Source organism: Candidatus Pantoea symbiotica (assembly GCF_056491525.1).
The window spans coordinates 1,471,322-1,495,947 of record NZ_JBSZHR010000002.1; the positions used below are offsets into that span (position 1 = coordinate 1,471,322).

Annotated in this window: 20 protein-coding genes; 7 read left to right on the forward strand and 13 right to left on the reverse strand. The window is 52.5% G+C overall.

The window, feature by feature from the left end:
- Nucleotides 1–7: 7 nt before the first annotated feature.
- Both ACXIZX_RS07415 and ACXIZX_RS07420 read right to left on the reverse strand, forming a co-directional pair.
- The gene (locus tag ACXIZX_RS07415; RefSeq protein ID WP_061716758.1) at nucleotides 8–622 is read right to left on the reverse strand and encodes a response regulator transcription factor; all 615 of its coding nucleotides are present in this window, start codon (nucleotides 620–622) and stop codon (nucleotides 8–10) included.
- A 190-nt stretch (nucleotides 623–812) separates the two neighbouring features.
- Nucleotides 813–1,205, reverse strand: coding sequence for a YgiW/YdeI family stress tolerance OB fold protein (locus ACXIZX_RS07420; RefSeq protein ID WP_008102808.1), 393 nt, complete (start codon nucleotides 1,203–1,205; stop codon nucleotides 813–815).
- 251 nt (nucleotides 1,206–1,456) lie between these two features.
- On the opposite strand from ACXIZX_RS07420, the gene katE reads away from it, so the two are divergent.
- The gene (gene katE / locus ACXIZX_RS07425; RefSeq protein ID WP_479403868.1) at nucleotides 1,457–3,721 is read left to right on the forward strand and encodes a catalase HPII; all 2,265 of its coding nucleotides are present in this window, start codon (nucleotides 1,457–1,459) and stop codon (nucleotides 3,719–3,721) included.
- Nucleotides 3,722–3,990: 269 nt separating this feature from the next.
- The gene (locus ACXIZX_RS07430) at nucleotides 3,991–5,559 is read left to right on the forward strand and encodes a sensor domain-containing diguanylate cyclase (RefSeq protein WP_479403869.1); all 1,569 of its coding nucleotides are present in this window, start codon (nucleotides 3,991–3,993) and stop codon (nucleotides 5,557–5,559) included.
- An 8-nt stretch (nucleotides 5,560–5,567) separates the two neighbouring features.
- Here the strand turns inward: ACXIZX_RS07430 and ACXIZX_RS07435 are convergent, their stop codons facing one another.
- The 3 genes from ACXIZX_RS07435 to umuD form a co-directional block, all read right to left on the reverse strand.
- Nucleotides 5,568–5,819, reverse strand: a complete 252-nt coding sequence (locus ACXIZX_RS07435; RefSeq protein ID WP_479403870.1) for a hypothetical protein — start codon at nucleotides 5,817–5,819, stop codon at nucleotides 5,568–5,570.
- A 667-nt stretch (nucleotides 5,820–6,486) separates the two neighbouring features.
- The gene (gene umuC / locus ACXIZX_RS07440) at nucleotides 6,487–7,524 is read right to left on the reverse strand and encodes a translesion error-prone DNA polymerase V subunit UmuC (RefSeq protein WP_479404856.1); all 1,038 of its coding nucleotides are present in this window, start codon (nucleotides 7,522–7,524) and stop codon (nucleotides 6,487–6,489) included.
- A 37-nt stretch (nucleotides 7,525–7,561) separates the two neighbouring features.
- Complete coding sequence (gene umuD / locus ACXIZX_RS07445; protein ID WP_479403871.1) at nucleotides 7,562–8,506, reverse strand: translesion error-prone DNA polymerase V autoproteolytic subunit; 945 nt, start codon at nucleotides 8,504–8,506, stop codon at nucleotides 7,562–7,564.
- Nucleotides 8,507–8,854: 348 nt separating this feature from the next.
- Between umuD and ACXIZX_RS07450 the strand changes: the two genes are divergently transcribed.
- Together ACXIZX_RS07450 and arsH are read left to right on the forward strand one after the other, a co-directional pair.
- The gene (locus tag ACXIZX_RS07450) at nucleotides 8,855–9,190 is read left to right on the forward strand and encodes an ArsR/SmtB family transcription factor (protein ID WP_050680605.1); all 336 of its coding nucleotides are present in this window, start codon (nucleotides 8,855–8,857) and stop codon (nucleotides 9,188–9,190) included.
- Nucleotides 9,187–9,909, forward strand: coding sequence for an arsenical resistance protein ArsH (gene arsH / locus ACXIZX_RS07455; protein WP_050680606.1), 723 nt, complete (start codon nucleotides 9,187–9,189; stop codon nucleotides 9,907–9,909). The genes ACXIZX_RS07450 and arsH overlap by 4 nt, the downstream gene beginning before the upstream one ends.
- Before the next feature lie 58 nt (nucleotides 9,910–9,967).
- Here arsH and arsC read toward each other — a convergent pair whose 3' ends face one another.
- The 4 genes from arsC to cadR form a co-directional block, all read right to left on the reverse strand.
- A complete protein-coding gene (arsC, locus tag ACXIZX_RS07460) occupies nucleotides 9,968–10,396 on the reverse strand; it encodes a glutaredoxin-dependent arsenate reductase (protein WP_050680607.1) in 429 nt (142 codons plus the stop codon).
- Nucleotides 10,397–10,445: 49 nt separating this feature from the next.
- Nucleotides 10,446–11,729 carry an arsenic transporter gene (locus ACXIZX_RS07465; protein ID WP_050680608.1) on the reverse strand — a complete coding sequence of 428 codons (1,284 nt, stop codon included), beginning with the start codon at nucleotides 11,727–11,729 and terminating at the stop codon, nucleotides 10,446–10,448.
- Nucleotides 11,730–11,825: 96 nt separating this feature from the next.
- Nucleotides 11,826–12,179 (reverse strand): metalloregulator ArsR/SmtB family transcription factor, encoded by a 354-nt coding sequence (locus tag ACXIZX_RS07470; RefSeq protein ID WP_006785991.1) that lies wholly within the window; start codon nucleotides 12,177–12,179, stop codon nucleotides 11,826–11,828.
- A gap of 262 nt (nucleotides 12,180–12,441) precedes the next feature.
- Entirely contained in the window at nucleotides 12,442–12,900 is a 459-nt protein-coding gene (gene cadR / locus ACXIZX_RS07475; protein ID WP_050680609.1) for a Cd(II)/Pb(II)-responsive transcriptional regulator, read from the reverse strand.
- A 259-nt stretch (nucleotides 12,901–13,159) separates the two neighbouring features.
- On the opposite strand from cadR, the gene ACXIZX_RS07480 reads away from it, so the two are divergent.
- Complete coding sequence (locus tag ACXIZX_RS07480) at nucleotides 13,160–15,610, forward strand: heavy metal translocating P-type ATPase (protein WP_061704436.1); 2,451 nt, start codon at nucleotides 13,160–13,162, stop codon at nucleotides 15,608–15,610.
- 199 nt (nucleotides 15,611–15,809) lie between these two features.
- Here the strand turns inward: ACXIZX_RS07480 and silA are convergent, their stop codons facing one another.
- The 4 genes from silA to silC form a co-directional block, all read right to left on the reverse strand.
- Nucleotides 15,810–18,956: a Cu(+)/Ag(+) efflux RND transporter permease subunit SilA gene (gene silA / locus ACXIZX_RS07485; protein WP_039389865.1), complete on the reverse strand. Its 3,147-nt coding sequence runs from the start codon at nucleotides 18,954–18,956 to the stop codon at nucleotides 15,810–15,812.
- A 10-nt stretch (nucleotides 18,957–18,966) separates the two neighbouring features.
- Nucleotides 18,967–20,259 carry an efflux RND transporter periplasmic adaptor subunit gene (locus tag ACXIZX_RS07490; protein WP_050680612.1) on the reverse strand — a complete coding sequence of 431 codons (1,293 nt, stop codon included), beginning with the start codon at nucleotides 20,257–20,259 and terminating at the stop codon, nucleotides 18,967–18,969.
- Between the two features lie 113 nt (nucleotides 20,260–20,372).
- Nucleotides 20,373–20,726 (reverse strand): cation efflux system protein CusF, encoded by a 354-nt coding sequence (gene cusF, locus ACXIZX_RS07495; protein WP_039389861.1) that lies wholly within the window; start codon nucleotides 20,724–20,726, stop codon nucleotides 20,373–20,375.
- Nucleotides 20,727–20,754: 28 nt separating this feature from the next.
- Complete coding sequence (gene silC / locus ACXIZX_RS07500; protein ID WP_479403872.1) at nucleotides 20,755–22,140, reverse strand: Cu(+)/Ag(+) efflux RND transporter outer membrane channel SilC; 1,386 nt, start codon at nucleotides 22,138–22,140, stop codon at nucleotides 20,755–20,757.
- A gap of 194 nt (nucleotides 22,141–22,334) precedes the next feature.
- Between silC and ACXIZX_RS07505 the strand changes: the two genes are divergently transcribed.
- On the forward strand, nucleotides 22,335–23,018 hold the full coding sequence (locus ACXIZX_RS07505) for a copper/silver response regulator transcription factor (RefSeq protein WP_039389857.1): 684 nt from the start codon (nucleotides 22,335–22,337) through the stop codon (nucleotides 23,016–23,018).
- Nucleotides 23,008–24,462 carry a Cu(+)/Ag(+) sensor histidine kinase gene (locus ACXIZX_RS07510; protein ID WP_050680614.1) on the forward strand — a complete coding sequence of 485 codons (1,455 nt, stop codon included), beginning with the start codon at nucleotides 23,008–23,010 and terminating at the stop codon, nucleotides 24,460–24,462. Before ACXIZX_RS07505 ends, ACXIZX_RS07510 begins: the two co-directional genes overlap by 11 nt.
- Nucleotides 24,463–24,626: the final 164 nt, after the last annotated feature.

Genomic DNA, 24,626 nt, shown 5'->3' on the forward strand with positions numbered 1-24,626 from the left:
CCTGACGTTATTCATCTTGCAATAAATGGAGTTTCTCTGCGGCTCTGACTAATTCTGAAACCGAACGCACCGCCATTTTTTCCATCACGCGGCGCTTATGCACTTTTGCCGTAATTTCACTGATGCCCATTTCAGCGGCAATCTGCTTATTTAATAAACCGCGAATAACTAACTGCATTAATTCCATTTCGCGTGGCGTTAAAGAGTGATAACGCGCGGTGAGGACAATTTTTTCCTGTGAGAGTGCCGCACTTTTTTCGGCCAGCGCCATGGCAGCGGATACCACTTGCATCAGCTCATCTGGCATCACCGGTTTAGTGAGAAACTCAAAGGCGCCCGCCTTCATGGCGCGGACCGTCAGGGGAATGGTGCCAAAGCCGGTGAGGAAAATAGTGGGAAGGGTATAGCCGCGCGCGGTGAGATTCTGCGAGACATCAAAGCCGTCGAGGCCGGGCATATTCATATCGACAATTAAACAGCTCGGAGTACGGTAATGCGGCTGATTCAAAAATTCAGCAGGGGAAGTAAAGGTCGAGATCAGGTAGCCTTCTGAGCTCAGAAGATTTTGCAGCGCGTTGGTGACCGCAGGATCATCATCAACAATATAAATCGTTCTATCCATAAAAACTCATTCAGACTCTTACGAGTTCTATTCACTACATGCGAACTAATATACCCGCAAAATAGTCTCTTAGGAATGGCGAAAAAATTATATGTGACAGTGATTATCTGCTGCGCTATTCGGTCTAAAAAGGGTGAGGATGAAAAGCCATGCACTCACCCGCCATTCTTAAGGTAATAACTGCGTAACCTTAAGGTTCTTCAATACGCGATACCTTTAAGGTGGTTTGATCGCCACGCCCATACACTTTTCCGCTGACGCGAACTTTATCACTCGCTGAATAGGTTTTCTCTTTGAATGCGGGTTGCTCAGCATTAATGATAATCGTGCCGGTATCATCACGGAATTTATAGCTATCACCTTTCAGCTTTTCAATAATATGGCCTTCGAGCGTGACATAGCCGCCCTGACGGAAATCACGAATACGTGAAATCGGTGTTTGCGCGGTATCTTCCGAACCTTTATAACCGGCATCTTGATTCTGCTGCGGCGGTGCTGTTTCGCCTGATTTATAGCCGCCTTCTGCTGCGCTTACGCCGACGCTGAACATCATGATTACCGAAGCTAAAACAAACTGTTTCATACGCTCTCCATGGATTTTCCTGCTCACACGGTGTTAAGTCTGGCACAAATAAGCGTGGCTGCACGACAAACGCAGCGCTATTTATCAGGATTAATCTCATTAATAAAAAATTAATTAAACGGTTCGCTTAAAATAACCTCGCTTTAAATCAAGCTCATTAATCTCTTTAAACATCATTTATAAGCGAGACGGAATTTTAACGCTATTTTTGCTCTACAGTTAATAGGGTCTTAACTGGAGGAGCATGTGAAATGTCGAAAGATAAAAAAGAACAAAATTTAACCCATACCGCGCCGCATAAAGGGCCAGAAACCTCTGAGCCGGGTTTAGGCGACTTGGCGCCGCATGATGGTGGACATAAACCTGCCGCCGAACCTACACCGCCGGGCAAACAGCCCACCGCGCCTGGCAGCCTTAAAGCGCCCGCAACGCAAAACGACAAGCTTGAGCAGCTCGATGCGTACCGTAAAAATGGTGAAAACGCCGACCTGACCACCAATCAGGGCACGCGCATCGCCAACGATCAAAACTCGCTGCGTGCCGGTTCACGCGGCCCAACATTGCTTGAAGACTTCATCATGCGCGAGAAAATCACGCATTTTGACCATGAACGCATTCCTGAACGTATCGTGCATGCGCGCGGTTCGGCGGCGCACGGCTATTTCCAACCTTATCGCTCGCTGGAAAAACTGACCAAAGCGGGCTTCCTCAGCGATGCCGAAAAAATCACACCCGTCTTCGTGCGTTTTTCCACCGTGCAAGGTGGCGCAGGATCGGCCGATACCGTGCGCGATATCCGTGGATTCGCCACCAAGTTCTATACCGATGAGGGCGTATTTGATTTAGTCGGCAACAACACGCCGGTGTTTTTCATTCAGGATGCGCATAAATTCCCGGACTTTGTGCATGCGGTGAAACCCGAGCCGCACAACGAAATCCCGCAAGGGCAGAGCGCGCATGACACCTTCTGGGATTATGTGTCGCTGCAACCGGAAACGCTACATAACGTCATCTGGGCGATGTCGGATCGCGGTATTCCGCGCAGCTATCGCACCATGGAAGGTTTCGGTATCCATACTTTCCGCCTGATTAACGCCGAGGGTAAATCTACCTTTGTGCGTTTCCACTGGAAACCGGTGGCAGGCAAAGCATCGCTGCTGTGGGATGAAGCGCAGAAGCTGACCGGCCGCGATCCTGACTTCCATCGCCGCGATCTGTGGGAAGCGATTGAAGCCGGCGATTTCCCGGAATATGAGCTGGGTCTGCAGCTGATCCCGGAAGAGGATGAGTTCAAGTTCGATTTCGACATACTCGATGCCACCAAACTGATTCCGGAAGAGCTGGTGCCGGTTGAGCTGGTCGGCAAAATGGTGCTCAACCGTAATCCGGATAACTTCTTTGCGGAGACCGAACAGGTGGCATTCCATCCGGGCCACATCGTGCCGGGGCTGGATTTCAGCAACGATCCGCTGCTGCAGGGCCGCTTGTTCTCCTACACCGATACGCAAATCAGCCGTCTGGGTGGGCCGAACTTCCATGAGATTCCGATCAATCGTCCGGTTTGCCCGTACCATAACTTCCAGCGTCAGGGCATGCATCGTACGGAAATCGATACCAATCCAGCCAACTACGAACCGAACTCCATCAACAACAACTGGCCGCGTGAAGTGCCACCAGCGGCGAAACAGGGCGGATTTGAGAGTTATCAGGAACGTATTGAAGGCAGCAAGGTGCGTGAGCGCAGCCCATCGTTTGGCGAATATTACTCGCAGCCACGGCTGTTTTGGCTGAGCCAGACGGCGGAAGAGCAGCAGCACATTATTGGCGCTTACTCGTTTGAGCTCAGTAAGGTGGCGCGCCCTTATATCCGCGAGCGCGTGGTCGATCATCTGTTGCAGATTGATGTCACGCTGGCGCAGGCCGTGGCGAAAAATCTCGGTCTGAAGCTAAGTGATGAGCAGCTGAAAACCGCGCCGCCGAAGGATGTCAATGGACTGCAAAAGGACGAAAGTCTCAGTCTTTACGCACAACCGAGCGGCGATATTAAAGGCCGTCAGGTCGCGTTACTGTTGAGTGACGGGGTGAAAGCTGCCGACGTGCTGGCGATTTTGCAGGCGCTTAAAGCGCAGGGCGTGCATGCCAAAATCCTGGCGGCGCATATGGGGCAAGTGCTGGCTGATGACGGCTCGGTGCTGCCGGTGGATGCCACCTTTACCGGTCTTCCTTCGCTGACTTTTGATGCGGTGATTGTGCCGGATGGCAATATTGATGCGTTGCTGCTGAGCGGCGATGCGCGCTATTTCTTGCTGGAAGCGTACAAGCATCTGAAAGCCATTGGTCTGAGCGGTGATGCGCGCCGGTTTAAAGCGCAGTTCAACGTGCAGGATAATGAAACCGAAGAAGGGCTGGTGGAAGAGGTGAAAGCCGAAGGCAGCTTTATGGCGGATTTCCTCGCGTTGATGGCATCCCATCGCGTCTGGTCGCGCAGTAAAAAAGCGTTGACCGTCGCAGCATAAAACTTCAGGGCGGCGCTTTCTGCTCCGTCCGCTTTCCCTGCATCTCAAATAAAAAAAGCCCGCAATTTGCGGGCTGGTCGATATGACTACCGAATGATCTCGTTGTAAACGCGTGCCGTAGTGCAGCCACTCTGTGTGGTGAAGCTATACTACAGTAATATCTCGTTACTGGTCATATGAGTTATCGATGGTCCGAAAAATATCCGCCTCATCCCGCGCGGCATCAATTACATGCTTAACTCTGTTGTAGCTTGAAAACAGAGGACAACATGCAGTTAAAAAGAAAAATGGATCCCAGGACGACATCTGACGCAGGTTTGCAGCAAAGTATTGTGCTGTCCGGTCTCTTTTTAATTATTACCGTCGTGGGGATGAGTATCTGGACCCTGCGCGAAGACTGGCTCGGTACCGTGCGACAAACGCAGCAAACGGCGATGAATCTGGCGCTGTCGCAGTCGCGCCAGGCTGAAGATACCTTTCTGCAGACGGAGCTGTCGCTGCGGCAGATGCAGCGTGATCTCCAGCTTCAGCTGGCAACACATATTCAGGGTGCTGACCTGAGTAACACCATGCGCGAACTGCAACGTCGTCTGCCACAACTGCATGGACTGTTCTATTACGATGCCGAGGGCAAGTGGATCGCGACCTCTGCTGAACGCGTGCCCAACAATATTAATAACTCCGATCGTGAATACTTCACTTTTCAGCGCAGCAACCATCGTAACAGCGTGCATATTAGCCCGGTGATCACCAGCCGCAGCACCGGCGACTTGGTGATCCCTGTTTCCCTGCGCGTCAGTGATGCCAGCGGTGGATTTAAGGGCGTGTTGCTGGCCACTATCAAAGTGGATTTTTTCCGCCGCTTCTACAGCTACTACGAGATCGGTGCACGCGATGTGCTGGTGTTAATGCTGGCCGATAGCACCGTGCTCTATGCGCGCCCGATGCCAGACAGTTACATCGGTAAGAATCTCTCGGCCAGTCCGCTGTTTCAGGAGATGCTGGCTAAGATGGATCGCGGCAGCGGGCAGTGGCGATCGGTGCTGGATGGTCAACCGCGTATCTTTGGCTTTGCCCGCTCCGATCGTTATCCGATTATTGTGGCGGCGGGTTACAACAGCGACGATCTGTTCCACGTGTGGGTCAACGGTCGGGCGCAGGATATTCTGCTCAGCATCATTCTGCTGCTGACCATCATCTTACTCGGCACATTCCAGCTGCGTCAGGCACGTCGCGTGTTGCGCTACCAGCAGGAGCTGACGCTGCTGCGTGACGAGCTGCACAACGCCAATCTGACGCTGAACAAACTCGCGCATGTCGATGGCTTAACCGGGCTGGCGAATCGCCGGGAATTTGATCGTTTCCTGCGTGAAGCGTTAACCAATGCGGCGGCAAGCGGCAAACCGCTCTCGCTTATCATGATGGATATCGATTTTTTCAAACACTACAACGATACCTATGGTCACATTGCCGGGGATAAATGCCTGAAAGTGGTTGGCGAGGTGCTGGCGTCTGTAACCGGAAGACGTTCAGACATGGCCGCGCGTTATGGCGGCGAGGAGTTTGCGCTGATATTACCGGATACCACATTTGGCGAAGGGATGACCATTGCCAACCGCGTGGTTGAAGCGGTGAGGGTGATGCAACTTCCCCATGTTGCCTCGCCCGTTGGTCATGTCACGCTCAGTGCCGGCTGCGCCACCACCGTTACGGCGGCGGCGGTGAGCGCCGTGAAACTGCTGGAATACGCCGATCATGCTTTGTATCAGGCAAAGCGTGAAGGGCGTGATGGGGCGAAAGGCATGAATATCGCCTCGCTCCCAGAAGAGCAGAAATAAGCGTGGGCTTATTCCACGGCAGGCAGCTGGTATTTGATATATTGACGTAGCGCTTCGTGCATCTGGCTATTCCTTTCGTCATCTAAGCCGCGCTCTTCATATTCTTTCGCCAGCTGAATAATCACCTCATCATATTTCCCTTTGAAGGTGATGTTATTTACCGCCACCTGCTTAATCATTAACTCGCGCAAGGCAGCGACTTCAATCTGCAGCTGGTTTACCGTTTCTTCCAGCTCGTTTACGCGTTCTTCATTCGACATAGGTTCTCCGGATGTTATTAAGCTGTGGCTGTGTCAGGGCCTGAATATCGCATTGGCATGCGTGTAATTCAAGCGTGAAGCGGTTACTTCGCCAGCGGAAGATCCTCTCAGGGTTTGAGTCTGTGGTGCGCTGTGAAAAATAAAAACCAGCGCTGCTACTTGTTGGGAAACGTATGATGTAGCTGGAAGCATAAGGGATTACAAAAGTTGTTTGAAAAAGGTGATATCAGCGGCGTCCAGGCGCAGGACGCGGAACGCATTCGGCTTCTGGTCATCTATGAAGCGCTCTCCACGGATGAATTCAGAAACTATCCGCGCTGACTGGCGTAATGCTTGTCAGTTAAACCAACGACGAGTGCGCTGACCGGGGACACTTTTGGTCAGGCGCTGGCGCGTCTGCTGCGGCAAAAGGGCCATTCGCAGCGCTGAGGCTTTTACGTTGGGCCAGGAGCCTCACGCATGGATGCGTGAGGCAGTTCGGGGGCGGCCAGGGAAGGCCGATCCGCGAACGGTCCGTTGGCGCGACGTGGAAGCCGAAGGCACCGCGCTAGCGGCGCGAGGACGGCCCGTGACGCAGCAGATGTGTCAGAGCCCGCAACAGATTAGCTGTGGCCGTGTCAGGGCCTGAATATTGTATTGGCATGCGCGTAATTCAAGCGTGAAGCGGTTACTTCGCCACAGGAAGATCCGCCAGCCGCGTGGTGTACGCCGGTGACAGCATCTCGCGCTTCATCGACCAGGGTTTCTGAATGCCTTGCCCGGCAAACCATAGCGCGCCGCGCTGGTGGGCATTCATCTTATCGATCAGGGCCATCAGTTGGTCACTATTATGACGCGGCTGATATTCCGCAAATAGATCAAGCTGCGCCACGCCATCGCTAAAGAAATCGCCCAGCATCACGCCGCCTTTCATATAACGCTTACCGGGAACCCAGATACGATCTAAACAATTAAGCGTGGCCTGAATAATATCGCGACTGTCAGCGGTCGGCGTAATCAAGGTTTGACTGGCCGCATTGGCGTAATAAGGATGATGCGCATCGTGCGGGCTGGTGCGAATAAACGTACCGATATGACGACAATATTGCCGCTCGCTGCGCAGCTTTTCTGCGGCGCGCGCGGCGTAATTGGCGATGGCTTCGCGCATATCCTGATATTCGGTAATACGATCGCCAAACGAGCGCGAGCAGAGAATATTTTGTCGGTTGGGAATCACCTCCTCAAACGCCAGACAAGACTCGCCACATAATTCACGCACCGTGCGCTCCAGCACCACGCCGAAGTGTTTCCGGATCAGCGCGGTTGGGGTTTCTGCTAATTCCAGCGCGGTGCTAATCCCCATCAGGTTGAGCTTTTTCGATAAGCGGCGGCCCACGCCCCACACCTCTTCAACCTTGACGAGTTTCATCAACTCGCGCTGACGGCGCGGCAAAGAGAGATCCATCACGTTATCGGCTTTGGTCCAGCGTTTGGCGGCCCAGTTGGCAAGCTTGGCGAGGGTTTTGGTCGGTGCAATGCCGACACCCACGCGCAGATGGGTGTCCTGATAAATGCGGTCGCGGATATCGCAGCCTAACTGTTCAAACGTCATGCAGGCATTGATGCCGGTGACATCAACGAAGGCTTCGTCGATGGAGTACTCATCCACGCGCGTGGATATCAGCGCCAGCGTCTCCATCACGCGGCGCGACATATCGCCATTTATGTGGAATACAGATTCAACAGCTTAATTAATAACCGTCTCAGAGCACACGTGCTTTAGGAATGTCTGACCAGCGCGTGGTCCAGGCAGGGCTAAGCATTTCACGCTTCATTTTCCATTCCATGCTAATCCCCTGTCCGGCAAACCACACATTTCCCAGTCCTGACTGGTTAATGCCGTCCAATACCTTCATCAGCTGTGCGCTGTTAGCCCGTGGCCGATTATCGTCAAACAGATTTAGCTGGCTTACGCCGTTCGGCGTGAAGTTATCAAGCATAATGCCGGCTTTCATGTACCGGCGCCCCTCAAGCCAGATACGATCGAGTGACCGCATCGCAGACTCAATGATGTCCCGCGTGTCCTGTGTTGGTAGTGTCAGCTTCTCACCGGTGCTGTTTCCGTAAAACATCTCACCGCTTGCATGTGGTGACGTCCGGATAAACACGCAGATGTTGCGAGAGTACTGACATTCCCCGCGCAGCTTTTCCGCTGCGCGTGCAGCATACTGACACAGTGCCTGCTGCATGGCTGTTTTTGTAGTAATGCGCTCTCCGAAGCTGCGGCTACAGACTATCTGCTGTTTTGCCGGCGGAAGCTCTTCCGGATAGATGGCGGCGTAAGCAGGGTTCATGGGCAGCAGTGCCACCCGTGGGATCAGCTGCAGGCGCTTAACTGTGAACTCACCTCCAACCTCGGCGATGACGATGTCGCCGTGCGTGGGTGGCTCTGCGCGATCGACCACCATAACATCACCGTCATAAAGCCCCAGCTCCTGCATGCTGTTGCCACTGGCCCGTACGAAGAATGTGGACGCCCGTCTGCGAATACAGAGCTCATTCAGGTCCAGCTCTTTCTCTACATAATCCTGAGCAGGGGAGGGAAAACCAGCTGAGCAGGGATCTGCGTACAGCGGCACCTTTACCGTTGGGGTAAAAATCGGCGGCCATAACAGCGTCAGGCCCTGAGCGCAACTGACCGCTTTCATAACGCGGCGTCCCGGACGTGCTGCCGAGTACGGATTAAGAAAAAAAATGTAAAGCGCATAAAAATCCTCCTTTAAATTATACTGTTTATATGAACAGTATTATTGAGCCTGAAATTTCTGGCAAGAGGAAGCGAAACGGTTATGGCTAAAGCTGTTGTCAGATCGCTGAAATTTTACCGAAATTCTGAGCTATGGCCTTTTTATATGCGCTGCCACTGCAGCCGGGTCAACAGGGTATAAAAGGCTTTCCTTTTGAGTGCAGCCCTTTTATGGCAATAAGAGGCTTGACCATTCAGTAAGCTTTAAATTATATTTCCATTATTCTGGAAATATAGATTTGGTGATGGCATGGACATACAAAATGCTGCTAATGCTCTCAGGGAACTGGGACACGTGACGCGACTGGGAGTTTACCGTGAACTGGTGAAAGCCGGGCCTGAAGGACTGCCCGTGGGTGACATCCAGAAAAGACTGGCTATTCCTGCCTCCACGCTCAGCCATCATCTTTCTGCGCTGATGTCCGCTGGCCTCATAAGTCAGGAACGTCAGAGCCGAACCCTGTTCTGCAGGCCCTGTTATTCGCAGCTTGAGCAGCTGATGGCTTTTCTGACTGAAGAGTGCTGCGCCGGCGGCAGCGACTGCAGCCTGTTCACCGCTATTACCCTTAAAGAGACTCCATTGTGAATAACGTGAATGATGCCCTGAACAATATCGATCCGACGCTCCTGGATGCACCGCTGACGGAAGAAAAGCTGAAGGCAGCAGAGGTGGCACACCCGCCCCGCATCCTGATGCTCTACGGCTCGCTGCGTGAGCGCTCTTACAGCCGTCTCGCCACGGAGGAGGCCGCCCGGCTGCTGATGGCCATGGGCGCGGAAGTTAAAATATTCAATCCGTCCGGCCTGCCGCTGCCGGATGACGCCCCGGAGACGCACCCGAAGGTTGCAGAGCTCCGCGAGCTGGTACTCTGGTCAGAAGGCATGGTCTGGTGCTCGCCGGAGCGTCACGGTGCCATGACCGGCATCATGAAGACGCAGATTGACTGGATACCGCTGACGTCCGGTGCGGTCCGGCCGTCACAGGGAAAAACCCTTGCAGTGATGCAGGTCAGCGGCGGCTCACAGTCCTTCAACGCCGTAAATCAGATGCGCATTCTCGGGCGCTGGATGCGCATGATCACTATCCCGAACCAGTCATCCGTGGCGAAAGCCTGGGCCGAGTTTGATGAGGACGGCCGCATGAAGCCTTCTTCGTATTACGACCGCATCGTGGACGTCATGGAGGAACTGATGAAGTTCACCCTGCTGACGCGCGGGCGAAGCAACTGCCTGACCGACCGCTACAGTGAAAGGAAAGAGAGTGCCGCTCAGCTCTCAGAGCGGGTCAACCAGCGCAGCATATAAAAAAGCCGGCAGATGCCGGCTTTTTTCACACTCGTTATGTCTGCAGCCTGGTGAAAAATCAGTGGCTGACGCGGTGACCGTGCTCATCAATGACCACTTCGCCATCCTCTTTGGTAAACGCTCCCTGCTGCGGATCTGGCAGAATGTCGAGAACCGCTTCGGACGGACGGCAGAGCTTCGTTCCGAGCGGCGTCACCACCACCGGGCGATTAATAAGGATCGGATGAGCCAGCATGGCATCGAGCAGTTCGTTATCGCTGAAGCGGTCTTCTGCAAGGCCGAGCTGCTCGTACGGTTCGGTATTCTTGCGCAGCAGGGCGCGTAAGCTGATGCCCATGTCCGCAATCAGCTTCTTCAGCTCGTCGCGTGACGGCGGTGTTTCCAGATACAGAATAACCTTGGGTTCGGTGCCGCTGTTGCGGATAAGCGCCAGGGTGTTGCGGGACGTCCCGCACGCCGGGTTGTGATAAATGGTGATGTCAGTCATAAGCGGTACTCCGTAAAGGCGCTGCACAGTCGCAACACCGGGGTTAAGGTTAAACAGACAGGCGCAGGGCCAGCGCGGTCAGCGTCACAAAAAGTACCGGCAGGGTCATCACGATGCCCACGCGGAAGTAGTAGCTCCAGCTGACAGTAATGTTTTTTTGCGCCAGTACGTGCAGCCACAGCAGGGTAGCGAGGCTGCCGATGGGGGTGATCTTCGGGCCGAGGTCGCAGCCGATGATGTTGGCGTAAATCATCGCTTCCTTCACCACGCCCTGTGCGGTGCTGCCGTCAATCGAAAGCGCACCAACGAGCACGGTAGGCATGTTGTTCATGACTGATGAAAGCGCCGCCGTCAGAAAGCCGGTGCCGAGCGTTGCGCCCCAGACACCATGCTCTGCAAACCGGTTCAGGGCGGCAGAAAGGTAATCAGTTAGCCCGGCATTGCGTAGTCCGTATACCACCAGGTACATGCCCAGCGAGAAGATAACGATCTGCCAGGGCGCACCTTTCAGTACCTTTCCGGTATCAATCACATTGCCTTTCCGGGCTACCAGCCAGAGAATAAACGCCGCCACCGCGGCCACAAGGCTGACCGGCACGCCGAGTGGTTCGAGGGCAAAGAAGCCGATCAGCAGCAGGATGAGAACAATCCAGCCGGTTTTAAAGGTACGCGCATCGCGAATGGCCTCACGCGGCGCCTTCAGCTTCGCCAGGTCGTAAGTGGCCGGGATGTCCCTGCGGAAAAACAGGTGCAGCATCACCAGCGTGGCGGCCACGGACGCGATATTCACCGGCACCATCACCGAGGCATACTCGCTGAAACCCAGTTTAAAGAAGTCTGCCGTGACAATGTTCACCAGGTTCGACACGATGAGCGGCAGGCTGGAGGTATCAGCGATGAAGCCTGCCGCCATCACAAACGCCAGCGTGGCGCCCGGGCTGAAGCCCAGCGCCAGCAGCATGGCGATAACGATCGGCGTCAGAATAAGCGCTGCCCCGTCATTGGCGAACAGGGCGGCTACCGCCGCACCCAGCAGAACGATATACGTGAACAGCAACCGGCCCCTGCCGCCGCCCCAGCGTGAAACGTGCAGCGCGGCCCACTCAAAAAAGCCGGACTCATCAAGCAGCAGGCTGATAATGATGACCGCAATAAACGTGGCCGTGGCGTTCCAGACAATCTGCCAGACTACAGGAATGTCCCCGATGTGTACCACGCCGGTCAGCAGCGCCAGTGCGGCGCCGATAACGGCACTCCAGCCAATGCTGAGCCCTTTCGGCTGCCAGATCACCAGTATCAGGGTCAGGATAAAAATCGCACCCGCCAGAAACATACTCTCTCCTTCTTAATTATACCTGCCCGTTAAAGCGGGCTGCTAAGTGTACCCTGTAAATATATTCGTTTAATCGAATGTGTTTAGATAAAATTTTTACATGCAGACAGCTTTGCCGTTGGTGGTTGCGTTATCACGCTCAGCCTGCTGACTGAGATGAAGAATTTCATCCCGCTGACACAGATATGCCTGCTCAATGACCGCTGCTGCCCACGCAGGCATGTGTGGCGATAACCGGTAATGGATCCACTTGCCGTCGCGCCTGTCGATAAGCAGTCCACTCTCTCTGAGCAGGGCCAGGTGCCGCGATATTTTTGGCTGTGTTTCTTTCAGGATAGATACAAGCTCGCAGACGCAGAGCTCCCCTTTTTCGCGCAACAACAGCACCAGGCTGAGCCGGGTTTCGTCAGAAAGATTCTTAAAAAGTTGCAGGGGCAGAAGTGACGGCATAATTTCTCCTTCGTGGCGGACAGCAACAAGTCTCGTCTTCTGCAGACGAAAGGTCAATTTTATATTGATAAATTCATATATGTTGTGACGTGCTTACAGGCTTTTCTGTACAGCTTAATGAGGGAATAGCGGTTAAACGATGTCACACAGATTTTAACGGCAGCATACTTTCAGCAACCTGAATGGCCGGGCATGACGAAGTAACATCACAAAAAAAGCCTGTTGCTTTAGTGAACCGTTCTACTTACAGCAGAAAGCAGCATCAGCAAGAGTGGCTTCCGGCCAGATGACCTGCAGTGATAACCGGCACGATATCCTCAGGCTCTTCTGCCTGCTCCAGTTCGCGCAGAATACCGCAGTCCCGTGTTGCCCGGTTGGCATTGCAGTGGCTCCGGAGCTCAAACAGTTGCTTTTCCAGCATATTCAGTTCACGAATACGGGCCTGAACGTGGTTCAGATGTTCATTTATCAGGGCATTAACCTTACCGCAGTCTGCGTCAGGCTGGCTTCGCGCCTGCAGCAGCACCCGGATTTCTTCATGGGTCATATCCAGCGCCCGACAGCGCCGGATAAACATAAGCCTTTCGAGATGTGCGCTGTCGTAATGGCGGTAGTTATTAGTCTGGTCCCGCAATGCGGCCTGCAAAAGCCCCTCTCGCTCATAATAACGTACCGTCTCTACAGGACATCCCGCCTGGCGGGCCAGTTCACCAATTTTCATATCACACCTCTTCTGAGCTTGACCCTGTAGTTACATCAGGGTCTTTAATGCCAGTATACGTTATGAACGGGATAAAAAAATGAGTGACTGCTGCAGTAATAAAAAATGTGGATCAGCCGCAACCGGAGAGGAGGCGTCTGTTAAAAATACCGCCACTGCCCCGACTGAGGCTTCAGGGAAAATGCCACCAAAAACGACTCAGACCACACCGGCCTGTTGCAGCACCGGGAGCTGCTGCTCAACGGACGGACTGAGCCAGATGTCCGAACCGGTTGCAGAGCTTCCCCGCAACGATGACGTTCAGACGCGTCTGCGCATCATGCAGATGGACTGCCCGACGGAGGAGACGCTCCTCCGAAAAAAACTGGCAAAATTACCTGCCGTCAGCAATCTTGAATTCAATCTGATACAGAGGGTGCTTACCGTGACCCATACACCGCAGGCGCTGGAACCGGTTCTGCAGGCGGTGCGCTCGCTGGGTTTTGACCCGGAACCGATTGATAAAGCAATGCAGCCTGAAGGCAGCTGCTGCTCAGGCCGTGAGGCGGAAAATACCGGCGGTTCCTGCTGCTCGCCTGCCCCTGTCACATTCGGTGAGCTGCAGACGCAGCAGGTGACCGCTGACGGGGTGCGTACCAGTATCAGGATCATGCAGATGGACTGCCCGGTTGAAGAGGGCATGATCCGTAAAAAGCTGGACGGCATGTCAGCCGTCAAGGAACTGGATTTCAATCTTATGCAGCGTGTACTGACGGTGGTTCACGCACCGGATACGCTGGAGCCGGTTCTGGCCGCCATTCGTTCGCTGGGCTTTGAACCTGAACTTCCTGACAGTAATGGCCGGCACGCGGTCACTGAGGAAAAGAAAAAACACTGGTGGCCGCTCGCGCTTGCCGGTGTGGCGGCAATCGCCGCCGAAGCCATGCACTGGGCGGGCATGCCGGAATGGCTGGAAGCGGCTCTTGCTCTGGCTGCCGTTGCGGCCTGTGGCCTGTCCACGTACAAAAAAGGCTGGATTGCTCTTCGCAACGGCAACCTGAATATCAACGCCCTGATGAGTATTGCCGTCACCGGGGCGCTGGCGCTCGGACAGTGGCCTGAAGCCGCCATGGTAATGGTGCTGTTCACGATTGCGGAACTGATTGAAGCGAAATCTCTTGATCGCGCCCGCAATGCCATCGGCTCTCTGATGAAGCTGACGCCTGAAACGGCCACGGTTCAGCAACCGGACGGCTCCTGGAAAGAAACTGAGGCCAGGTCTGTATCCCTTAACAGCGTGGTCAGGGTAAAACCGGGCGAGCGTATCGCTCTCGACGGCACGGTGGTCCGGGGCAGGACCGCCATTAATCAGGCACCTATTACCGGCGAAAGTCTGCCGGTGGATAAAGGGGAAGGTGACCCGGTCTTCGCCGGGACGGTCAACGGCTCCGGTGGCTTTGAGTACCGTGTAACGGCCGCTGCCGGAAATACCACGCTGGCGCGTATCATTCATGCCGTGGAGGAAGCGCAGGGGGCAAAAGCCCCTACGCAGCGCTTTGTTGATCGCTTTGCACAAATTTATACCCCTGTGGTGTTTGCTATTGCCGTCGCAGTTGCCGTTCTCCCACCGCTGATTGCAGGTGAAAGCTGGCAGGAGTGGATTTACAAGGCGCTGGTGATGCTGGTTATCGCCTGCCCCTGTGCGCTGGTCATTTCCACGCCAGTGACCATTGTCAGTGGCCTGACGGCAGCAGCCCGCCGGGGGATATTGATCAAGGGCGGCGTTTATCTTGAAGAAGGCCGAAAGCTGAAGTGGCTGGCGCTCGACAAGACCGGCACCCTGACGCACGGTAAGCCGGTACAGACGGATGTGATTATCTATACCGGGGTGGCAGAAGATGAGGGGCGCAGTCTGGCTGTGAGCCTGGCAGGTTACTCCGATCATCCGGTTTCGCAGGCTGTATCGGCGGCATCAGATGGCATTCAGCGTTATGAAGTGGAAAACTTTGAGGCTCTGCCAGGCCGCGGCGTGCGCGGCGTCATCAACGGTCAAACCTACAGTCTGGGCAATCTGAGGCTGGCTGAAGAAACGGTGCGCTGTCCGGAAGCGGTCAGGGCTGCACTAACGGAACTGGAGACTGGGGGTAAAACGGTCATCATGCTCTGTGACACTCATCAGGTGCTAGGGCTGTTTGCGGTGGCTGATACGGTGAAGGAAAGCAGCCGCGAGGCGATAAGTCAGTTGCATAGTCTGGGTGTTAAAACGCTCATGCTGACCGGAGACAATGCGCACACTGCGCAGGCCATTGCCGGTCAGGTTGGTATCGATGAGGCGCGGGGGGATCAACTGCCGGAAGATAAACTGCGTGCTGTAGAAACATTTACGGCGCAGGGCACGACCGGCATGGTGGGCGACGGCATCAATGATGCACCGGCGCTGGCCCGCGCCGATATCGGCTTTGCCATGGGTGCAATGGGCACGGATACCGCCATCGAGACGGCCGATGTGGCCCTCATGGATGATGATTTGCGTAAAATTCCGGCTTTTGTCCGACTCTCCCGGCAGACGTATAACATTCTGGTTCAGAATATCGTTATGGCTATTGGGATCAAGGCAGTGTTCCTGGCCCTGACCATTGCAGGTATGGGGACCATGTGGATGGCGGTATTCGCGGATGTGGGAGCAAGCCTGCTTGTTGTAGCAAACGGCCTGCGCCTGTTGCGTAATTAGCAGGGCTGCTGCCTATCGGATTAGGGCGGGCAGTGACAGGAGACGTAGTTGGCTTATATTGTCTGCGTTATGCTACCAAGGTCGGCTCTGAAAAAGAGAGGGACAGCATCACTGACACCGCTCTTTTCATAATGGCCATAGTGCAGTTTTGATACCTATCCTGATATAAAGGCCCTCTCTGACAGAGGGCCTTTTGATATCATAATATCCTTGCTTTATGCCTACGCAGCCAGATTAATTTGTAGGCAGCAGGAATAATGAACAGTGATAGAAGCGGAGCTGTGATCATCCCCCCAATCATGGGTGCTGCAATCCGACTCATGACTTCTGAGCCTGCTCCCGTTCCCCAGAGAATGGGTAGCAGACCCGCAATGATCACTGCCACGGTCATGGCTTTTGGCCGGACACGCAGAACTGCACCATGGTAGAGGGCTTCATCAAGACTTTCAGATGTGAATGTCTCGCGGTGGGACAATTCCGGGTGTGCTTCAATGGCATGACGCAGATACATCAGCATGACCACTCCAAATTCTGCCGCCACCCCAGCCAGGGCGATAAATCCGGTTCCGGTCGCCACAGACATGTGGAAGTCCTGCCAGTAGAGGAACCATATTCCTCCGACCAGGGCAAACGGAAGACTCATCAGGATCAGCAGGGCTTCATCAGCCCGGCGGAAGGCGAGGTATAACAGAATGAAAATGATCATCACCGTCATCGGTACCATCAGTTTCAGTTTCTTGTTGGCGTGCTCAAGTAACTCAAATTGACCGGAGAATGACACACTGGTACCCGGTCTAAGTTTCACTTTCTTGCTGATGGCCGTCTTAATATCGTTTACCACCGAAACCATATCCCTGCCGCGCGCATCAATATAAATCCAGCTGGCAGGTCGGGCATTTTCCGTTTTCAGCATGGTTGGTCCGGAAACGACCTTAACGTCAGTCACATCCCCCAGCGTGATTTGCTGCTTCATCGGTGTCAGGATCGGCATCTGTTTCAGCGCCTGCGGACTGTTCCGGTAATCCTGCGGGTAGCGGATATTAATCGGATACCGGGCCACGCCCTCAACCGTTTCCCCAACCGTCGCGCCGCCGATAGCTGAGGAGACGAACAGCTGGACATCACCCACCGTCATCCCGTAGCGGGAGGCTTTTTCACGGTTAATATCGATGTCAATGTAGCGCCCGCCCTCCAGTCGCTCAGCCAGAGCAGATACCACACCCGGCACGGTTTTGGCTACCGCCTCAATACTCTGCGCCGTTGCATCGATATCGGACAGAACAGTACCTGACACCTTGATACCTATCGGACTTTTGATCCCGGTAGAGAGCATATCAATACGGTTACGAATGGGGGGCACCCAGAGGTTAGCCAGTCCGGGTAAACGGACCGTTTGATCGAGTTCGTCAATAATCTTGTCAATCGTCATGCCGGGCCGCCACTGATCCTCTGGTTTGAGCTGGATTGTGGTTTCCATCATTTCGAGCGGCGCGGAATCCGTCGCGGTCTCGGCCTTCCCGGTCTTGCCAAAAACAGAAACTACTTCAGGTACGGTTTTGATGAGCTTATCCGTGGTCTGTAAGAGCGCAGCGGCCTCTGCCGGCGATACGCCCGGCAATGTTGAGGGCATATACAACAGGTCGCCCTCATTTATCTTCGGCAAAAACTCGCCGCCCACCTGACTCAGGGGCCAGATAACCGTGAAGATGGATAAGGTCGCAACCAGCAGGGTTGTTTTTGGCCAGTGAAGTACTCGCAGCAGCAAAGGATGATACGCTTTGATCAGCAGCCGGTTCAGGGGATTGCTGGTCTCGGCAGGAATTTTCCCCCGGATCCAGAATCCCATCAGAATCGGGATGACGATGATGGCCAGCGCGGCCGCGCCCGCCATGGAGTAGGTTTTCGTAAAGGCCAGCGGACCAAACAGACGACCTTCCTGTCCTTCAAGGGTAAAAATAGGAATAAAGGACAGGGTAATGATCAGCAGACTGATAAACAGCGCGGGTCCCACTTCAACGGAGGCATCGGTGATAACCTTCCAGCGCGTTGCGTTGTCAATCTGCTCATCCGGATGCTGATGATCCCACTCTTCCAGCCGTTTATGCGCATTTTCAATCATCACGATGGCGGCATCTACCATCGCCCCTACTGCAATGGCGATCCCTCCCAGCGACATTATATTGGCGTTCAGCCCCTGGAAATGCATGACAATAAAGGCGATACACAGACCAAGGGGCAGAGAAATGATCGCCACCAGGGCAGAACGAACATGCCACAGGAACAGGGCGCAGACGATGGCCACCACGATAAACTCTTCCAGGAGTTTGTAGCTGAGGTTGTCAATGGCCCGGTCAATTAACTGGCTGCGATCGTAGGTACTCACAATATCAACGCCCTCAGGCAAACTTGCCTTCAGGGTCTCCAGTTTATCTTTCACTGCCGTGATAACGTCGCGCGCATTTTTACCCGACCGCAGGATCACGACGCCGCCGGCGACTTCTCCCTGACCGTTAAGCTCTGCTATACCACGCCGCATTTCAGGCCCGGTCTGCACGCGGGCCACGTCCCGCAGATAAATCGGTACACCGTTTTCTCCGGTTTTCAGGACGATGTTATTGAAATCGTCTATGGACTGGAGGTAACCGCTGGCCCGGACCATGTACTCCGCTTCGGCGATTTCAACGGATGAGCCACCGGCTTCCTGATTAGATGACTCAAGGGCCTGTTTTACTTCAGGCAGGCTGATACTGTACTGGGTTAGTTTCTCCGGGTTAACCTGGATTTGGTACTGCTTGACCACACCGCCTACTGATGCCACTTCCGCGACGTTAGGGATAGTTTTCAGTTCAAATTTCAGGAACCAGTCCTGCAGGGAGCGCAGTTCGGAAAGGTCGTGTTTGCCGCTGTGATCAACCAGAGCATATTCAAATATCCAGCCTACACCTGTGGCATCAGGCCCGATTTCCGAGCTTACACCGGCAGGCAGTTTCCCCTGAACCTGATTTAGGTATTCCAGCACACGCGAGCGGGCCCAGTACAGATCGGTCCCGTCCTCAAAAATGACATAAACGTAGGAATCGCCAAACTGGGAAAAACCGCGCACGGTCTTGGCACCGGGTACCGACAGCATGGTGGTCGTGAGCGGATATGTAACCTGGTTTTCAACAATCTGCGGAGCCTGACCAGGATAGCTGGTCTTGATAATTACCTGTACATCGGACAGATCGGGTAGCGCATCCACAGGGGTGTTGATGATAGTCCAGGTGCCCCAGACACTAAGAAACAGAGCGGCCATCATAACGAGGAAACGGTTGGCAACCGATCGCCGTATAATCCATTCAATCATCATCGTCTCCTCAATGACCGGAATGTGTATTTGCAGACGGAGCGGACATTGGCGGCATTGTGCCGTCCGTTGTTTCCGGATGACGCATACGTTCCAGTGCGCCCGTAATGTTGGCTTCGGAGTCAATCAGGAACATGCCGCTGACTACCACCATATCGCCTTCATTGAGGCCGGTGCCGATACCGGACTGTTGCTGAGATTCGTGGAGAACGTGGACCTTTTTTGGCACAAACCGACCTTCTGCATCGACAGTGATCACGCGCTGTTCTTTACCGGTGTCAATAACGGCCTGCGACGGGATCAGCAACATTTCCTGGCTCCGGGTATTCAGTTTCAGATAGGCATTCATGCCCGGTTTAAGACGTTCGTCCTTGTTTGATACCTGCAGACGTACCTGCAGGGTCCGGGTGGTTTGATCGACGCTGGGAAGAATGTTCCATTTTTCTACATGGAACGATTTATCCGGATAGGCCGGTACTGAAATTTCAAATTGAGAGGTGTCTTTCAGGAGATAGGCGATGGATTCGGGTACTGCCGCACTGATCCAGACCGGATCCATCCCCTGAATCTGTGCCACCACTTTATCTTTTGAGATATTCATACCAGTGCGCAGGTCAAACGCCGTAATGACACCATCTATCGGTGCCTTAATGGTAAACCGGGTCTGAATACTCCGGGTTGACCGCAGTTTCTGGATATCCTTTTCCGGCATTCCGGCCAGACGAAGTCGTTCAAGCACACCTTTAATTTGCGTTGGTGTCCCTCCGGTGCCAGATAACAGTAGAAACTCACTTTGTGCTTCCACCCATTCCGGAATGGTAATATCGATAAGCGGTGTACCTTCCTTCACATGATCGCCAATCGTCAGGGGATACACTTTTTCGACGAAACCGTCAGAGCGAGCCTGCACAATGACAAACTGATACTCGTTGTAACTAACATTGGCCGGTATTGTCTGAGAATAATTCAGCATTCCGCGTGTGACTTTTTGCGTTTTTAATCCCAGGTTCTGAACCAGCGTTGGATCAATACGGATCCCATCGCTGATTTTCTCGCCGCTTTCATCTGCATATTTTGGCACCAGGTCCATGTCCATAAAGGGTGATTTTCCGGGTTTATCAAATTTCGTATCCGGTTTCATCGGGTCATACCAGAAAAGTATCTTTCGCTCCGGTGCCTTTAGTTCCGTTTGTACTGTTTTTTGTTCCGGGTTTACATACTGCAAGGCAGTAACCGATATCAGCCCTCCTGCTATCAGGCTGCTGATAATTATTGCAGCATATTTTATCTTTAAAGAAGCCATACAATTTCTCGCTGAAAAATCAAAACACCTGACATATGCGCCTGATCATTAATTCACAGAAATCTCTTTTTAAATGTTCAGGCACACTGGATGTATTCGCTCCGGGCTGACAGTCAGGATTGCGTAACGTTAATGCTTTTGAGTAAGGAGATATTTCCCTGCTGAATAAACGAGAAATCAACGTGGTTACCGGTTTTCAGCGCATTAATGGTGTCGTCTGCATTCATAAAGGTGAAGCGCATGGTCATTGCAGGCCAGCCCACCTCAGGGATAGCTTCGTGCGAAATGGTGATTTTTTTACTGTTCATATCAATGTCTTTAACGACACCGTTGCTATTAATAATTTGCTGTGACGAAGCATCACTGGCAGCATTCATATCGCCATGGTGATGTATTTCAGCATGAAGACCGGCAGAAAACATGACAGAGAAGGCGCCCAATAAAACGGCTTTAAGTGAATTACGCATTTTTTATTTCCTGATTAATTAAATAAATTTACTGTACCCAACCGCCACCCAGTGCGGTGAATAGATTGATTTCGTTAACCTGCCGGGAATATGTAAGATCGAGAATGATTTGCTGTGTCGTGAACAGGGAGCGTTCTGCGTCCAGCACTTCAATGTAGCTGACAGCACCACTTGAATATAATCCTCTGGCACGCTGGAGGGTTATCTGAAGTGAATCGAGATAACGCTGCTGTGCCTCAAGTTGCTGGTTAAGGCTGTCCCGCAGCGCAAGCGTATCGGATACATCCTTAAAGGCGGACTGAATTTTTTGTTCGTAGTTAACCACCGACTGTTGCTGGCGAATTTCGGCCAATTTCAAATTGGCTTTGTTCCTGCCGGCATTAAAAACAGGAATTTCAATTTTGGGAATAAAATTCCACATTCCGCTTCCTGGCGTAAAGAGGCTGGACAGCTCCGTACTGCTTGCGGAAAGACTACTGGTCAGGGTAATAGATGGGAAAAACGCCGCTCGCGCTGCGCCAATATTGGCATCAGCTGCTTTGAGCTGGTATTCCGCTTCCATGATATCCGGGCGCTGCAGTAAAATTTGTGACGACAGGTTTGGTGGCAGTTTTACTGGTGCGATCTCACCACCTTTCATCGTTTTTTCTGACGGAAGTGCGCGGTAGGTTCCCACCAACAGTCGCAGGGCATTGTTTGCCTGCGCCAGATCGCCTTCTCGTTTGGCTATCTCAGCGCGGGTACTTTCGATTTGTCCCCTGGCCTGTTCAAGCGCCAGAACGTTCGTACTCCCGGTCACCAGCTGTTGCTCAACGAAAGCATAAGACTGTTGATAATTTTTCAGCGTTTCCCGCGCAATACGGAGTTGTTCGTACGCCAGTTGCTGGCTGAAATAGCTCTGTGAAACGTTGGATACCAGCAGGATGTGTACGGCCCGACGGGCTTCTTCGCTGGCAAAATAGTTCTGGCGGTCAGCTTCACTCATGTTCTTAAGCTTGCCGAAAAAATCGAGTTCATAGCTGAGCTCCAGACCCGCGTCGTACTCCTGTGCGGTCGGCTTGTCATCTTTCAGACCAACGCGGTAGGTGATCCCGGATGAGGCATTCAACTGGGGATAACGGTCTGCATCCGTGACGTTGAACTGGGCCCGGGCCTCTTCAACCTTCAGGGCGGCCATTCTCAAATCACGGTTGTTTGTCAGGGCTTCATCGATCAGCCGGGTAACCTGGGGATCGACAAAAAAAATACGCCAGCCCGTATCCTGATAGCCATTTACCGCTGGCGTCAGGCTGTTGCGTGACAAAGAAAACTGCTGTGGTACTGGCGCTGCCGGCCGCTGATAGTCAGGTGCCAGCGAAACGCAGCCAGCCAGTATAAAAATCATGCTGATGCTTAATAGTTTTAATTTGAACATAACGCTTCTCTTCCAGGCAGGCCTGGTAAATGGTTCAAATGAAGTCCAGAGTATTGATAGGGGGATGTTACAGAATGCTCTCTGTTTGCCAGGTGACTGGATAATGACAATGCTGTCATTTTTAACGTAAGCCGTTGATTACATGCTTAGGCTAAATAGAATGAATGGCACGGGTAGTCAGCCAGGGGAGCAAGATGAAAATACTGATCGTTGAAGATGAAGTAAAAACTGGTGAGTACCTCAGTAAAGGGCTTACTGAAGCGGGATTTGTAGTTGATCACGCCGATAATGGTCTGACCGGATATCATCTCGCCATAACAGCCGAATATGATTTACTGATTCTGGATATCATGCTCCCGGATGTAAACGGCTGGGATATTATTCGTATGCTTCGTGCCGCAGGTAAAGGTATGCCTGTTTTGCTGCTTACGGCTCTCGGCACCATTGAGCACCGGGTTAAAGGACTTGAGCTGGGCGCGGACGATTACCTGATTAAACCATTTGCGTTTGCTGAGCTTCTTGCCCGAGTCAGGACACTTTTACGACGGGGTAACACAGTCATCACGGAAAGCCAGTTTAAGGTGGCTGATCTGATGGTAGACCTTGTTTCAAGAAAGGTTAGCCGCGCAGGGAAACGTATCTTGCTGACGAGTAAGGAGTTCTCTCTACTGGAATTCTTCATTCGTCATCAGGGAGAGGTGCTGCCCCGTTCGCTGATTGCATCGCAGGTCTGGGATATGAACTTTGACAGCGATACTAATGCTATAGACGTGGCAGTAAAACGCCTCAGGGCAAAGATAGACAACGATTATGAGCCTAAGCTGATCCAGACGGTCCGCGGCGTGGGATATATCCTGGAGGTTCCGGATGCGTTTTAATTTCTCAGGGCGCCCTTACTCTCTCGCACTGAGACTAACCTTCTTTATCAGCCTGTCCACCATAATTGCGTTTTTTGCTTTTACCTGGTTTATGCTGCATTCCGTTGAAAAACACTTTGCAGAGCAGGATGTGCGGGATCTGAAACAAATCAGTATCGCGATGAACAGAATACTGCAGACACCTGTAGCTCCGGACCAAAAAAAAATAAGTAAAATCAAAGAATCCATATCAGATTACCGCAACGTCGCTGTTCTTATTTTGACTGATGGGGGTGACGTGTTGTTCAGTTCACCACAAGGAGCGACGTTACGTTCTGTGGTCAATGCATCAAACTTTACAGCGCATAGTCGGGCCAGGGAAATATTCCTCTGGACAGTAAAAGAGCCAACTTTACTTATGCGCAACGGCTCTGACATGAAAATGGAGACTTACAGAATCGTTGCATCTTCAGGCAAAGCAACGCTTAACGGAAAACCACAGACGTATCAGATGATAATTGGGCTCTCGATTGACTTTCATCTTCATTACCTTGAAGCACTAAAAAAGAATTTAATTGCCATTGCCTTCGTAATCAGCCTGTTGATAATTTTCATTATCCGCATAGCGGTTCGCCAGGGTCATCTTCCTCTCCGCAACGTCAGCAAGGCCATTAAAAATATTACCTCGGAGAACCTGGATGTGAGACTGGAACCGTCCAAAGTTCCCATCGAGCTGGAGCAACTGGTGATATCGTTTAACCATATGATTGAAAAGATTGAGGATGTATTTACGCGACAGGCAAATTTCTCTGCTGATATCGCCCATGAAATCAGAACGCCCATAACCAATCTGGTTACACAGACTGAAATCGCGCTAAGTCAGCACAGGACGCAGAAAGAGCTGGAGGATGTGTTGTATTCCAGCCTTGAAGAGTATAACAGAATGACAAAAATGGTCAGCGATATGCTTTTTCTGGCACAGGCTGATAATAATCAATTGATCCCCGAACGGATAATGTTTGATCTCCGCACAGAAGTGGTCAAGGTGTTTGATTTTTTCGAAGCCTGGGCAGAAGAACTCAATGTTTCTCTGCAGTTAAACGGGTCGTGCTGCCTTATTAAAGGAGACCCACTTATGTACCGAAGGGCATTAAATAATCTTCTGTCTAACGCTCTGCGTTATACGCAGTCAGGGAAGACAGTGACTGTAACCATTGCGGGGAATGAGAATAGTGTTCAGCTTATAGTTGAAAATCCAGGGAAACCGATACCTGCAGAACACCTGCCACGTTTGTTTGATCGGTTTTATCGCGTCGATCCATCGCGGCAAAGAAAGGGAGAAGGCAGTGGGATTGGTCTGGCGATTGTAAAGTCAATCGTAAACGCTCATCACGGGAAACTGTGGGTCGAATCAGATACAGTTTCGACACGATTCATATTGCTATTACCCAGAATGGCTGCATAGTGTCCCGAATGTCTCCAGTTTTTTCGATGAATAATAAATATATTACAGAGATGTCATTAAGCTGTCATGCCTTCAACAGAATTAAGCAGGTAGAATCGTCCTCACTAAGCAGGCGGAACAGTCTTTATGGATCAATATCAACGGAATACAGGCACTGAGTTACG